9 protein-coding genes are annotated in these 14,538 nt (G+C 64.3%); 5 read left to right on the top strand and 4 right to left on the bottom strand.

Annotation, left to right across the window (positions count from 1 at the left end; genetic code table 11):
- Nucleotides 1-113: 113 nt before the first annotated feature.
- Nucleotides 114-995, top strand: a complete 882-nt coding sequence (locus AC1AYP_RS03305) for a hypothetical protein (RefSeq protein ID WP_476546743.1) — start codon at nt 114-116, stop codon at nt 993-995.
- A gap of 8 nt (nt 996-1,003) precedes the next feature.
- On the opposite strand, the gene AC1AYP_RS03300 is transcribed toward AC1AYP_RS03305, so the two are convergent.
- Nucleotides 1,004-2,206, bottom strand: coding sequence for an ATP-binding protein (locus tag AC1AYP_RS03300; RefSeq protein WP_476546742.1), 1,203 nt, complete (start codon nt 2,204-2,206; stop codon nt 1,004-1,006).
- Between the two features lie 341 nt (nt 2,207-2,547).
- Here AC1AYP_RS03300 and AC1AYP_RS03295 point away from each other — a divergent pair, with 341 nt between their 5' ends.
- Nucleotides 2,548-7,917 (top strand): S8 family peptidase, encoded by a 5,370-nt coding sequence (locus AC1AYP_RS03295; RefSeq protein ID WP_476546741.1) that lies wholly within the window; start codon nt 2,548-2,550, stop codon nt 7,915-7,917.
- Between the two features lie 164 nt (nt 7,918-8,081).
- Nucleotides 8,082-8,867: an ArsR/SmtB family transcription factor gene (locus tag AC1AYP_RS03290; protein ID WP_476544986.1), complete on the top strand. Its 786-nt coding sequence runs from the start codon at nt 8,082-8,084 to the stop codon at nt 8,865-8,867.
- A 55-nt stretch (nt 8,868-8,922) separates the two neighbouring features.
- Here the strand turns inward: AC1AYP_RS03290 and asd are convergent, their stop codons facing one another.
- Entirely contained in the window at nt 8,923-10,017 is a 1,095-nt protein-coding gene (gene asd / locus AC1AYP_RS03285) for an aspartate-semialdehyde dehydrogenase (RefSeq protein ID WP_476544985.1), read from the bottom strand.
- Between the two features lie 151 nt (nt 10,018-10,168).
- On the opposite strand from asd, the gene AC1AYP_RS03280 reads away from it, so the two are divergent.
- On the top strand, nt 10,169-10,789 hold the full coding sequence (locus AC1AYP_RS03280) for a DUF5701 family protein (RefSeq protein ID WP_034530326.1): 621 nt from the start codon (nt 10,169-10,171) through the stop codon (nt 10,787-10,789).
- Nucleotides 10,790-10,853: 64 nt separating this feature from the next.
- Here AC1AYP_RS03280 and AC1AYP_RS03275 read toward each other — a convergent pair whose 3' ends face one another.
- Nucleotides 10,854-12,263 carry a metallophosphoesterase family protein gene (locus AC1AYP_RS03275; RefSeq protein ID WP_476544983.1) on the bottom strand — a complete coding sequence of 470 codons (1,410 nt, stop codon included), beginning with the start codon at nt 12,261-12,263 and terminating at the stop codon, nt 10,854-10,856.
- 161 nt (nt 12,264-12,424) lie between these two features.
- Here AC1AYP_RS03275 and leuA point away from each other — a divergent pair, with 161 nt between their 5' ends.
- The gene (leuA, locus tag AC1AYP_RS03270) at nt 12,425-14,344 is read left to right on the top strand and encodes a 2-isopropylmalate synthase (protein WP_476502970.1); all 1,920 of its coding nucleotides are present in this window, start codon (nt 12,425-12,427) and stop codon (nt 14,342-14,344) included.
- On the opposite strand, the gene AC1AYP_RS03265 is transcribed toward leuA, so the two are convergent.
- The coding region (locus AC1AYP_RS03265) for a hypothetical protein (RefSeq protein WP_476546740.1) at nt 14,316-14,538 on the bottom strand (223 nt) is incomplete at its 5' end. The two genes, leuA and AC1AYP_RS03265, sit on opposite strands and share 29 nt — an antisense overlap.

The raw sequence follows: 14,538 nt of genomic DNA, 5'->3' as shown, positions 1-14,538 counted from the left end.
GCTAGAGTGTGCGGGGCACGGTGAGGGAGTGCGTTGGGCTGGCTGACTCGTCAAAGGAGTGAATGGAAGTAACAGTTACATCATAGAATATGTGTTGTTAGGGGTGAGATGATATGTCGGATTTAAAAAATGAAGTCAAAGAAGTTATTATAACTGCAATACTTTCGACTATCTTGGGTCTTGTATGTACTAGCGGTTGGGATTTGGCTACGGGTGTGCTTCAGCAACGTGCTAATGCAGAGGAATTATTTAGTGGGCTATCGCAGACTAGTATTACAAATCTGTACGCAGTGACTTCCAGTAATGCGTCGGCTGGTAGTGTAGCTGCAACATATGCCGATATTGTTACCCGTATTGTAAAAGCGTCGTATGATGCAAAAAATACTTCATATGGAGATACGTTGCAAGGTGTCTCAAACGGTTCGGCAAAAGAGTCTAGTGTTTTACCTTTTTCCGAGCCTGAGATACATTTCTGCTACCCACGGCTTGATACTTTACCTGACAAATGTATGACTATTGATCATTTCACATTCGATACGAAAAACAAGGTGACGGGTTTTGCGATGAATGGTACTCCTGTTGGCAATCTTGTTCTTTCGTCCCACATTGACAAGAATCAAACCATGGGTGAGTCCAATTTGAAAGCTGCCTACGGTGGGGCGATTATCGATCCTGATTTTCGGCATGCCACGAATGCCCTTGTGTTTTCTGCCAGTGACCAGAATCGTCAGCAAAACATCTTTTTGGATACTGATTCCATTAGTTTATTTAACAAGAAAGTACAGAAGGCGGAAGGGGCATATGCTATCCCGTCTGTCGTGCCGAACTACTCGCATGTTACCGCCGCTATACGTATGAATACCGCCGGTGAAGGGTTTGTCATGTTTTCATCTAAGCTGCATAAATTTAATGATGAAAACGTGAAATCTTATGCGGATATTAAGGATTCCGCAAAGTCAGAAAACTGGATTAATCTTAACTGGTCTCAATGGTGATTCTATCGTCACCAGTCCTTGGCGAGGAGGAATTCGTCGATGCGGCGGTGTTCGATGCCGTTGCGAGGGCGCAGGATCGGGTCCATCGATACCACGGTCTTCGGATAGTTGTCAGGAACGTCCTTGAATGCACCGAACTCGCGTTCCGCGGTCTTGTCGCTGTCGATGAGATACGTCACCTGCACGTATCGGCGATGGTCACCCTTGTCGAAAACGAAGTCGACCTCCTTGCCATTGACCGCTCCCACCGAGACCGCATATCCGCGGCGCAGTCCCTCCATGGCTACCATGTTCTCCAGCACGCCTTGAATCTGCGTCGTGCCATCGCCGACGATCGCGCCGCGCAACCCATGGTCGGCCACATAGTATTTCTGCAGGGTCTTCAGCACCTGCTTGCCGACCAGATCGGTGCGGTTCATACGTTTCAGCAGGAACGCCTCACGGCAGTATTCGAGATAGTTGATGACCGTCTGAGGGCTCACATCGATGCGTTCCGCCTTGAGATATGCGGCGATGGCGCTGGAGGACAGCATGTTGCCCGTGTTCTGCATCGCGAACATGACGATGCGCTCCAGCAGTGCGACATCGCGGATTCTGTGGCGGCGGACCACGTCGCGAAGCACCACGGAACGGTAGATGTCCGTCAGATAGGTGCGTCGGCTTTCCTCATCCCAGTTGCCGGTGGCGACGAACGGCATACCACCCTCACGCAGGAACGCGTCGAAGGAATCATCCCCGTGGATTTGCCGCCGGGCGTCGGCGAATTCGGCATAGCCGAACGGGAACACCTCGAACTGCACGTAGCGACCGCCCAGATATGTGGCGAGCTCGCCGGACAACAACGTGGAGTTCGAACCGGTGATGGTCACGTCGGCCTTCGTGGTCGCGCGCAGGGAGTTGACGATTTTCTCGAACCCACGCACCTCCTGTACTTCATCGAGGAAGACGTATGGCGTGCCCTTGACGGCATCGATCCGCTCCATGAGATACGGGTAGAGCACGTCGGGGTCGTGGTACTTGGCAAGGGCGTAGTCCTCGAAGTTCATTGAGATGAACTGGTCTGGGCTGCATCCCTCGGCTATGAGCCGGCGCTGGATGAGCCGCAGCATGTCCGATTTGCCGCTGCGTCGCAGGCCGACCAGCACCTTGATGACGTCGTCGGTGCCCACGAACGGCATGATGCGGTCGAGATACCGGGGCCGATCAATCAAAGGTCTGCTTTCTTGCATGAAAGAAAGTATATAACAGTCTCAAGAATTCTTCTTTCATGAAAGAAGAATTACAGAAATCATGATTGATTTCTTCCATGGAGGAAGAATTTCGGCCAGGGTGAGACGTTTGTACCACACGAGATTGCAGGTGGTGTTGCGTGGCGCGGGGTGTGCCACGCGAGTTCCGCCACTCTGGGACGCTGTCCACGTAGTGGATGCGTTATCGACTTGAAAAAATTTTCAAGTAGGATGTGGCGCATTCGGGGGCGGAAGGGAGTATCGACGTCCGCACCCGGAGAGCGCACGGCATCAGCCGTCGCTCGACATACGTGAGGAGAACCATGAAGAACACCATCCGGGCCAGGGCGCTCGCGATCGTCGCCGCGGTGGCGACGCTTGCGTCGATGTCCCTGACCGCGACCACGGCGCTCGCCGCCGAGCGGACCGCCGCGGGCGCGAAGACCGCCGCGGACGCCGGCGCGACCGCCGGCACCGGCGCAGGCTCGTTCGCCGACCAGTTCGGCTGGAAAAACGATCTCAACGCGCCCGACTCCATCATCAAGTCCGACAAGGGCGGCGACGCCGACATCGTCTACGACGCGCAGAAGGCATCCGACAACCAGCTGACCCTCGACCCGTCGTCCATCGAACGCTACGCCTACTGGAACAGCTGCGTCACCGCCACCGGCACCGGCTTCGCCGCCGGCGAGCAGGTGGACTTCACCGACATCTCGCCGACCGGCAAGACCCAGGGCTATGGTCCGTACACCGCCGACGACAACGGCAAGGTCACCGGCAAGCTGTGCGCCGGTTCGCAGGACACCGAAATCGGCGCGCACGCCATCAAGGCCGTCGGCCGCACCAGCAAGACCATCGCCGACGCCACCCTGCAGGTCACCGCCAACGCGCGCGAGACCGCGAAGATCACCATCGAGAACGGCGATCTGACCCAGGACCAGTTCATCGACCAGAAGATCCGCATCCGCGCCGAAGGCTATTCGCCCAACACCCGTCTGTCGGTCCTGCTGGAAGGCCCGGACGGTTCGATCATGAACCTCGCCGACACCGCCCACATCCGCACCGATGCGGATGGCGTGTACACCGACGCCCTGCAGTCCAACAGCGTGAACTATCCGGCCGGCACCTGGTACCTGTCCATCCAGGACCTGTCCGGCACCGGCATCTACGCGATGACCTCGTTCACCATCAAGCCCGGTAAGGAACGCCACCAGAGCAAGACGGTCGAACTGCGCTCCACGAAGCTCACGGCCGACGACCTCACCAAGAACGGCATGACGATGACCATGAAGGACTTCGGCGCCTTCGACGCGTTCGACGTCTACATGAAGCTGCCGAACCTCCAGGAAGGTCTCGTCGGCACCGCCCGCGCGAACGGCAACGGCGAATATACGAACGTCCTGACCGTCAATTCCGCCATTCTGGGCGAGTACACGGTCACCGCGCGCTCCCGCACCACCGGCGACTATGCACAGAAGACCTTCATCGTGACCGATGATTCCGGCAATTACCCGCAGCCCATCGAGGCGAGCATCACCCCCGACAAGGTCTCCAAGGAGGACTTCGGCCCCGAAGGCAAGGGCGTGACCGTCTCGATGAAGAACGTGCCGGAGAACTACAACGGCACCATCACCGTGCTCAACTCGAAGATGAACCTGCAGCGTCTGGCCGATCCGAGCGTCGAGGACGGTTCCGGCAACTTCATGGTCTTCGTCAACCGCAAGGACGACGGCACCATCACGTATGCCGCGAAGCTCGCCGCCGAACCGGTCGACGATGTGTACAACATCCAGATTACCATCACGGGCGGCGGCCATTACGAGCGCGACATCACCGTCGGCGACCCGAAGACTGACGGCACCGGCGACGGCGCCGACGCGAACAACGACGACACCGCCGGCCAGCCCGAGCAGGGCGGCCAGGTCTCCGAGGATATGGTGAAGGTCTCCGGCACCATGTCCGCGTTCATCCAGATCAAGGGCGCCAGCGCGCTCGACCAGAAGCTCGCCGCCGAATCCGAGCTCGGCCGCGCCCGCGTCTCCGACAAGGCCAAGGAGAAGCGATCCACCGGCATCGCCAACGGCCAGGCCGACAAGGCCGAGAAGACCTCCGACGCCGTCTTCGACCAGCTCAAGGCGCTCGACCCGAACGCGAGCAGGCTGTACACGGCCTCCTACAGCGTTCCCGGCGTCGCCGTCCGCGCCGACGCCGCCGCGCTGAACACGCTGGCCGGCCAGTCGAACGACATCGTCAAGGTGTCGCCGATCGTCCAGCGTTTCGCGACCACCGCCGATACCCAGACGACCACGACCACCCAGTCCACCACCGCCTCCGCCGCCGAACCCGCCAACGCGAACAACGACACGATCGTCAACGCGCGCAAGACGTGGGTGAAGACCGGCAAGACCGGCAAGAACGTGAACATCGCGATCATCGACACCGGCATCGACTACACGCACGTGGACTTCGGCGGCACCGGCAATCCGATCGCCTACCGCACGGCGCAGTCGTACACCACCGACCCGCTCACCGACCCGTACCTGAAGACGCTGATCGACCCGGCCAAGTACAAGGGCGGCTACGACTTCGCCGGTGCCACGTACAACGCCAACTCGTCGGCCGCCGACACCGTCTACAACCCGTTCCCGACCCCGGACGCCAACCCGATCGACGGCCCCGGCGGCGGCCACGGCACCCACGTGGCCGGCACGGCCGCGGGCTACGGCGAGAACGCCGACAAGACCACGTTCAAGGGCGACTACACGAAGCTCACCGACGACGATCTGCAGAAGATGGAGATCGGACCGGGCGCGGCCCCCGAAGCCGGCATCTACATGCTCAAGGTCTTCGGCGACAACGGCGGCGCGACCGACGTGACCGGCGCCGCCCTCGACTGGGTGGCCGAGAAGCTGGCCAACAACGTCGACATCGACGTCGTGTCCATGTCGCTCGGCACCGCGTACGGCGCGATCGACGACCCAGACAGCGCCAAAATCGAGAAGATCGCCTCCTACGGCACCCTGTCCATCGCGGCCGCCGGCAACGACGGCGACATCACCGACATCGGCGGCAGCCCGGCCTCCACGCCGAGCGCGCTCGCCGTGGCCGCCAGCCAGTCCGGCGGCTCCCGCCAGGACGCCATCAAGGTGGACGCCCCGAACGACCTCGCCGGCCAGTACGCGGGCCAGTACTCGCAGTACTTCCCGCAGGTCACGCCGATCTACTCCGTCACCGGCAAGGTCGTCAAGGTCGCCGATCCGGACAACCTGACCGGCTGCTCGCCCTACTCCGATGAGGACGCCGCCCGCGTCAAGGGCAACATCGCCTACGTCGAATGGGACGACAGCAACGTGCTGTGCGGTTCCGGCACGCGTTTCGACAACGCGTACAACGCAGGCGCGGCCGGCATCGTCTTCGCCTCGCAGGGCGACGTGCTGGAAAGCGGCATCGCCGGCAACTACTCCATCCCCGGCTTCCAGATGACCAAGACCACGGCCGACAAGCTCAAGCCGGCGCTCGACGCGGGCACGCTGGAGATCACCCTCTCCTCCGACTACGCGCACACGGTCAAGGCCAACTACCCGTCCTCCGCGGATACCATCGCCTCGTTCACGTCGCGCGGCGTGCACGGCTCGTATGACGGCACCGCCAAGCCCGACGTGGCCGCGCCCGGCGTGGGCGTCGTCTCCGCGGGCAACGGCACCGGCACCGAACTGGCGATCATGTCCGGCACGTCGATGGCCACGCCGCTCACCTCCGGCGTCGCGGCGCTCGTCCTCGAGGCGCACTCCGATTGGTCCGGCCCGTCCAAGGCCACGAACCTCAAGGCGCAGCTGATCAACACCGCCGCGCACGACGTGACCACCGCCGGCGACGCCACCGGCAAGGGCAAGACCGCCTACGGACCGCTGCGCGTCGGCTCCGGCCGCATCGACGCCTACGCCGCCGTGAACAACGACGTGCGCGTCGCCGCCGCCGACGACATCGAAGGCGTGACCGCGTCCTTCGGCATCGTCCAAGTCGGCAAGGCCGGCGTCACGCAGTCGAAGAAGCTGACCGTCACCAACGATTCCGACGTCGCGCGCACCTACAAGGTCGCCTACGCGGCCCGCACCGAGACGCCGGGCGTGACCTACACGCTCGACAAGTCGGAGGTCACCGTGGCCGCCCACGGTACGGCCGACGTCATCGTGACGCTGAACATCCCGGACGCCGCGAAGCTGCGCCATACGCTCGACAAGACGATGGACGCGAAGGTCGGCGGCCTCGACCGCTCCTACGTGACCGACGTGACCGGCGTCGTGACGTTCACCCCGGTGAGCGACGGCGACCAGAGCGACGGCACCGCCGAACAGAACGGCGCGTTCCCGCTGCGCGTGTCCGTCGTGGCCGCGCCGAAGCCCGTCACCGAGACGACCACCGAGATCGCCTTCGCCGACGCGGACGCCAAGCAGGGCGAGCTCAAGGTCTCCGGCCACGGCGTGAACCAAGGCGACGGCTCCGAAGCCTACGTGGGCCGTCTGGGCGCGTTCCAGCTGGGCGCGACCGACCCGGTCGACGTGTACGGCAACGAGCAGGACCTCACCGCCAAGCGCAGCATCAGTGCGGCCGACATCCGCGCGGTGGGCGCCGCCACGACCGCCCCGCAGCTCGACGATCCGTCGCAGGGATACCTCGCGTTCGGCATCCAGACCCAGCAGAGCTGGTCCCGCCTCGGCACCACCGTGTTCCCGGTCGTCTACTTCGACGTGAGCGGCGACGGCCGCCCCGACTTCGTGACCACCGTGAGCACCAGCCCGTACGGTTCCAGCGCGGACACCGTGTATGCGGTCACCTCCGACGTGGCGTCGAACAGCCTCGCGGACATCGAGCCCATCGACGACGCGTCGATCTCCGACTCGAACACGCTGGTGCTGCCCGTCAAGCTCGCCAACCTCGGCTACACGGCGACCACCACGGCCACGACGATCCGCTACCAGGTCTCGATGCAGTCGATCTACGCCGCGCATGACGACGCCGACGCGAACTACCGCAAGGACTACGTCGCCGACACCGCATCCCAGGCCACGTTCGACGTGTACCACCCGGACCTGTGGTTCGGCGAGGCCGACGGCCAGGCGAACGGCACGTTCCTGCAGGAGGACAAGGCCGGCACGATCGCCGCGCATCGTGGCGAATCCGCGACCGCCAAGGACGCCAAGGCGCTCGTCCTGCACCTGCGCGGCGCCGTCCCGGACACCACCGGCTCCGCCCCGACCATCGACACGCCCGCCGTGAACGATGGCGGCCAGAAGCCCGCCACGACCGACAAGTCGAAGCTCGAGGACGCCATCGCCAAGGCCGAGAAGCTGAACGCCGCCGACTACGAGTCCGCCTCGTGGAACGCGCTGACCGCCGCGCTCGAATCCGCGAAGCGCGTGAACGCCGACGCGAACGCCCGGCAGAACCAGATCGACGACGCGACGGCCGCGCTGCTCGCTGCGATCGACGGTCTGCGCAAGGCCGGTCCCGGCGACCAGCACGGCGGCGAAGGCATCGTCACCGGCGGTGACGCGGATACGGCAGGCAGGCTCCCGATCACGGGCGCCGGCATCGCCGCCCTCATCATCATCGCGACGATGCTCGCGATCGCCGGTGCGAGCGTCGCGAAATCGCATTCCGGCAACGGCACCGCACGTCACGGTGCCAAGTGACGCTCCCGGCGTCCCGCCATCCCGCGTTCACGCGTGACGCGTGCGAAGCACGCCACGCGTGAACCGGGAATTCCCGAAAACCGCCTATCCGCCGCGTTCCGGCGTTCCGGTCGCGCATCACGCGCGCACCGCTACAATGGACGCGGACAGATAGGCGGTTCTTCATGGAAGCGATACGACACGACGCCGCACACGACGACGCGACGTCACCCGACACCACGCGATCCGGCGCATCCGATGCCGGCGATTCCACCGATACCAGCGTTTCCACTGATACCCACGTTCCCACCGATACCAGCGTTCCCATGGATTTCCCCGCCGAATTGAAGATCACCGATCCCGACGTCATCTCGATGCTGTCGAACCCCACACGACTGCTCGTGCTCGAGGAACTGTACGACCGCCAGGAACCGCGCACGGCCACGCAGCTGTCGCAGCTGGCCGGCGTCTCGCCCAGTTCGATGAGCTACCATCTGCGCCTGCTCGGCAAGGCCGGACTGATCCGCCGCGCCGACGACGACGGCGTGCGCCGGCGCGAGATGCCGTGGCGCGCGGCCGCGAAGAGCTTCAGTTTCGCTGTGAGCGCGCAACCCGATCCGATGGTGCGCATGCGGTTGATGGACGGCATCCTGCGTGCGTTGCGCATGCGCATCGGCGCGGTCATGGACGCCAGCGCCGCCGTGCCGATCGAGGAGCGGCGCGAACGCTACCCGTACACGCCGCTGAGCACCGGCAACCTCATTCTCGACCGGGACGAACTGCTGCAGGTGCAGCGGGAGATCTGGGCGGTGTGGGAGCGTTACGAGAAACTCAGCGAGAAGCGGAACGCCGCCGACTACGATTATCGGATCGCCTACACGTGGTCGTGCCTGCCGCTGGACCCGGACGCGAAGGCCCGCGCCTCGGACGGAGCCGATGGCGCGCGCCTTGACGGGTCTTCGCGGGGTTGAGGGCGCGGGGGAGACGAATGCGTCTGCTCCCGCTGCCGCCGCTACTGCTTCGTGACTACTTCTTCGTGATGTAGCCGAGGGCCTTGAGCATCTCGGCGCATTCGAGCGCGCCGCCGGCGGCGCCACGCAGCGTGTTGTGGGCGAGGCCGACGAACTTCCAGTCGAAGATCGAATCCTCGCGCAGGCGGCCGATCGAGACGCCCATGCCGCCCTCGTAGTCCACGTCCAGCTTGACCTGCGGGCGGTCGTCCTCGGTCAGGTACTGGATGAAGTGCTTCGGCGCGTGCGGCAGGCCGAGACGGGCCGCCTCCGACGTGTAGTTGACGAGACGGTCGACGAGCTCCTCCTTCGTCGCCTTCTTGCCGAAGTTGATGAACACGGTCGCGGTGTGGCCGTCGAGCACGGGCACGCGGATGCACTGCGACGTGATGCGCAGCGGACCGTCGAACGGGACAATCTCGCCCTTCGCGTCGTCCACGTGGCCGAACACCTTGAGCGGCTCCTTCTCGCTCTTCGCCTCCTCGCCGGAGATGAACGGGATGATGTTGCCCACCATCTCGGGCCAGTCCTTGAACGTCTTGCCCGCGCCGGAGATCGCCTGGTAGGTGCTCACGACCACCTCGCGCGGCTCGAATTCCTTCCACGCGGCCAGTGCCGGCGTGTACGCCTGGATCGAGCAGTTCGGCTTGACGGCGATGAAGCCGTGCGTCGTGCCGAGACGCTTGCGCTGATGCTCGATCACCGCGAAATGCTCCGGGTTGATCTCCGGCACGACCATCGGCACGTCCGGAGTCCAGCGATGCGCGCTGTTGTTCGAGACGACCGGCGTCTCCGTCTTCGCGTACCGCTCCTCGATCGCGCGGATCTGGTCCTTCGGCATGTTCACCGCGGAGAACATGAAATCGACGCCCTCGGCGACCTTCTCGGCCTCGTCGCCGTCGACCACCGTCATGTGCTTGACGTATTCCGGCATCGGCGCTTCCATCTTCCAACGGTCGCCGACCGCCTCCTCATACGTCTTGCCGGCGGAATGCGCGGACGCGGCGAGCGTCGTCACCTCGAACCACGGATGGTTCTCCAGCAGCGTGATGAAACGCTGGCCGACCATGCCGGTCGCGCCGAGCACGCCGACCTTCAGTTTTTCGGACATAGCAAACCCCTTGGGTGAGATGGATGGGCGATTACACACGTGAATCTCCATTCTACGGAACTGCCCGGGGCGCGGCATACGCGTTTCCGCATGATGGCCTGCGCGCGGTACGGTGGTGCGGTACGCCGTGGCGCGCGGTACGCTAGGAGGCATGTCGATTGCATCTCAGGAAGCGCGCAAACAGCTTGACCGGATCGTGGCGTTGGGGTACCCGGATGTGGCGGATATGAGCGCCGCGGCGTTCCGCGCGCTCGCGAACCCGCTCATCGAGGCGTTGGAACATTCCGATCTCGGTACGAACATCCTGCTGGTGCCGACGCGCGAGCTCGTCTCGCCGGAGTCGCTGATCGCGCGAACCTCCATCTACCGCATGGCCGGCTTCACGACGATGCCGCCGCGCGACATCGCCAGCTTCCTGCCGCAGGACGGCTTCGAGCCGCCGGAAGGCCCGTTCTACCTGGTCGTCGACCCGCATACCGGCACCTGCTATGTGAACCGCGAGCCGGACGTGGCGCGCAAGCTCATCGACTCGGACGAGCGTCTGCCGCTCACGTTGGAGGAGGGCCTCGCGATCGCCACGCAGCACCCGGAATGGCTGCTCGAGAAGAACGGCTTCAACCTGCTCGGATCGCGTTCCGCCGACGGCCGCGTGCCGAGCATCTGGATGAGCCAGAACGCGCCGCGCCTGGGCGCGGTCTGGCCGAACTCCCGCCACACCTGGCTCGGCAACGCCTACTGCATCGCCCGGCGAGGCGTGAGCCTGTTCATCTGAGGGAGGACCCCCTCAGTCGGCCGGAGACTGACAGCTCCCCCTGAAGGGGGAGCAAGCCCCCTTTTTATCGCCTGCCGCGATTGCGGAAGGCGGTTTTCGTCAGCCAGTAGACGCCGGCGCCGATGAGCGCGGCGATTGTGGCGAATACTTCGGGGCGACGCAGCTCGTTGCGCACGGTGGCGCTGTCGGTCACGCAATGGTCCTCGAACCACACGCGCAGCTCGTTGCCGGAGTAGCGGCCGACCAGGTCGCCCCACGTGAGCATGTGCGTCACGTAGTCGGCCGGATTCTCCTCGTGGAATTCGAACAGACGGATGCCGCGGTGGCGTGACTTCGGCCCGTAGCATTCGAATCCGCAGGTCGGCGCATACCCGAGGTCGATGCCGTCCGCATGCCCGACGAACGCGTTCTTGTGGTCATGGCCGCAGAACAGCGCGAAATAGCCGCCGGCCTCGCGCATCGCGTCGACCTCGCCCACGTTCTCGTCGGCGCATCCGATGGCCTCGCCGAGCCGCGAGCCGGGTAGACACTTGGATTCGTCGAGCACGTAGCAGCGTCCCGCGTGCGTGCGTGCGCCCTCCACCGCGTTCGGCGTCCAGGCGGGCACCTCCTTCAACACGTCGTAGAACTCCTGCGGCGGGATGTGCTGGAACGCGATCGTCGGCACCGGTCTGCCGTCGCCGTTGCGATCGCGCATCGCGGCCTGCGAGGACTTTATCCACGCGATCGCCTCGGGCGAGGGGGTGCCGTAGCCGTCGGAGTCGGCGAGGTCGAGGCGGCGCGGGTTCGCCGCGTACAGCGGGTATTGCGCGTCGCGTTCGGCGGGCGTGTTCCGGTCCGCGTAATCACCGGAATCGATCATCGTGACGCTCATCGCGATGCGCCCCGATCCGTCGGACGCCTCGATCGGCATCGCGAACGTGCCCGGTCCGAACGCGAGCCCGTCAGCGTCCGACGCCGCGGCGTCCGGGTTCATGCATCCGGGGAATTCGCGGTAGATGCCGTCCTGCTCGTCGGTGAGCACGCCGCATTGGAAGTCATGGTTGCCGTAGGTCGCGGCGAACGGGACGCCCGCGTTCATCACCGGGCCGAGGAACGCGGCGAACGTGGCGCGCACCTTGCGTCGCGTGTCGTCCATGAGCTCGTCGAGCGTGACGACGTCGTCGACGGGCGGCACGCTCGGGTCGCGGCGTTGCGCCATGCGCCGCCGCACGCCCTGCAGTTTCGCCTCGATCTCGGTGATGAGGCGGACGCGCGCGCCCGGGTTCTCGCCTCGGCGGCGCAGGAACGTGTCGATGTACGCGGGGTCGTAGCCGCGGATCTGGTCGCCGGTGAAGACGACGAGATCGGGGTCGGCGACGTGGATCGCCTCCTCGATGAGACGGATCGTGTCCTTGTCGACCTCCGGCTTGTCCTGGATGTCGGCCATCTGCAGCACGCGGAACGTGCCATCCTTGCGAAAACGCAGTGTCATGGCACTCATGCTAGTCGTTTTTGGAACCGGCGAGGCGTTGGGACGCGGCGTAGGTAGGATGGGGGATTGCGCATGTTACATGCGCGTAAACGGATATACGCCGGGAATTCCGGCGGAAATGGCCGCCGGGAGACGGCCACGCACCAAGCAAAGGAGGAACGATGGGTCAGGATCAATCATCGGTATTCGATCTCGCGGCGGTCGCCGCAGCGTCCAACGGAGGGAACAACGACCCGCTGCTGCCTCCCGCGCGCTTCATCGGCGACCCGCAGAAGCCGAGCAAGATGCCGTACAACAAGTACGTCGCCTACGACAAGCAGGTGCCGTTCGACTACCCGGAGCGCACCTGGCCGGGTAAGAAGCTCCAGCGCGCGCCCCGCTGGTGCTCCGTCGACCTGCGCGACGGCAACCAGGCGCTCGTCAACCCGATGGACTCCGAGCGCAAGCTGCGCTTCTGGAACCTGCTCGTCTCCATGGGCTTCAAGGAGATCGAGGTGGGCTTCCCGTCCGCCTCCGAAACCGACTTCGACTTCATCCGCATGCTCATCGAGCGTGAGCTGATCCCGGACGACGTCACCATCGTCGTGCTCACCCAGTGCCGCGAGCACCTGATCCGCCGCACCTACGAGGCGCTCAAGGGTGCCAAGCGCGCGGTCGTCCACTTCTACAACTCCGTCTCCGTGCTGCAGCGCGAGGTCGTGTTCCGCAAGAACAAGGCGGAGATCAAGAAGCTCGCCACCGACGCGGCCGAGCTGTGCAAGAGCCTTGAGGGCGAGGCCAAGGGCATCGACCTCTACTACGAGTACTCGCCGGAATCGTTCACCGGCACCGAGCCGGAGTACGCCGTCGAGGTGTGCAACGCGGTCATCGACGTCATCAAGCCGACGCCCGAGCACCCGATGATCATCAACCTGCCGGCCACCGTCGAGATGACCACGCCGAACGTGTTCGCCGACGAGGTCGAGTACGTCTCCACCCACCTGCAGGATCGCGACTCCATCGTGCTGTCCCTCCACCCGCACAACGACGAGGGCATGGGCGTGGCCGCCACCGAGCTGGCCGTGCTCGCCGGCGCCGACCGCGTCGAAGGCTGCCTGCTCGGCAACGGCGAGCGCACCGGCAACGTCGACCTCGTCACGCTGGGCCTCAACCTGCTCACGCAGGGCGTCGACCCGCAGATCGACTACTCGAACGTGCCGGAGATCCGCAAGACCGTCGAATACTGCAACCAGATCAAGATCTCCGAGCGCCACCCGTACGCAGGCAACTTCGTGTTCACCGCGTTCTCCGGCTCGCACCAGGACGCCATCAAGAAGGGCCTCGAAGCCCGTCAGGTGGCCGCCGACCGCGCCGGCGCGAACCTCGACGACTTCGTCTGGCTCGTGCCGTACCTGCCGATCGACCCGAAGGACATCGGCCGCACGTACGAGGCGATCATCCGCGTCAACTCGCAGTCCGGCAAGGGCGGCATGGCGTACCTGCTCAAGACGAACCACAACCTCGACCTGCCGAAGCGCCTGCAGGTGGAGTTCGACAAGATCGTGCAGAAGTACGCGGACGACACGAAGAAGGAAGTCAAGGACGAGGACATCTGGCGCCTCTTCAAGGACGAGTACCTGCCGGTCGAGCAGTCGGGCATGACCGCCGCCGGCGTGGTCGTCGGCGACACGCACGACGAGACGCTCGCCCCGTGGGGCCGCCTCAAGCTGCTCAAGGTGTCCGTCTCCTCCGGCGAGGACGGCTCCGACACCGTGCTCAAGGCGAAGGTCCTCGACCGCGGCATCAACGTCGGCAAGGACGAGGAGCAGGTGCGCGAGGTCTCCGGCATCGGCAACGGCCCGATCGCCGCGTTCCTCAACGCGCTCGCCAACTTCGGCATCGAAGCCTCCGTGATGGACTACGTGGAGCACACCATGTCCGTCGGTACGGACGCGATGGCCGCCTCCTACGTCGAATGCCAGGTGGGCGAAGATGCGGACGCGCAGATCATCTGGGGCGTCGGCATCGACTCCTCGATCATCACCAGCTCGCTCAAGGCGATCATCTCCGCGATCAACCGCGCCAACGCCGGCCGTCGCTGAGACGCATGAAATGGCCCCCTCTGATGAACCGCACCCTGATTGTTGGACTGAAGTAATTCGGATTCGATGATTGGAGGTGCGGTTTCTCATGTCCGGGAATCGCAGGCGTCGTTATGACGATGGTTTCATGCGGCTCGTCGTTGGTGTCTTCCATGAGGGCCATGGCTATAAGGCCGCGGCGCGCCGGCTTGGCG

The organism is Bifidobacterium sp. LH_424 (assembly GCF_056356895.1).
The sequence above is the reverse complement of the archived record's forward strand: the minus strand, read 5'-3'. Positions and strand labels throughout refer to the sequence as shown.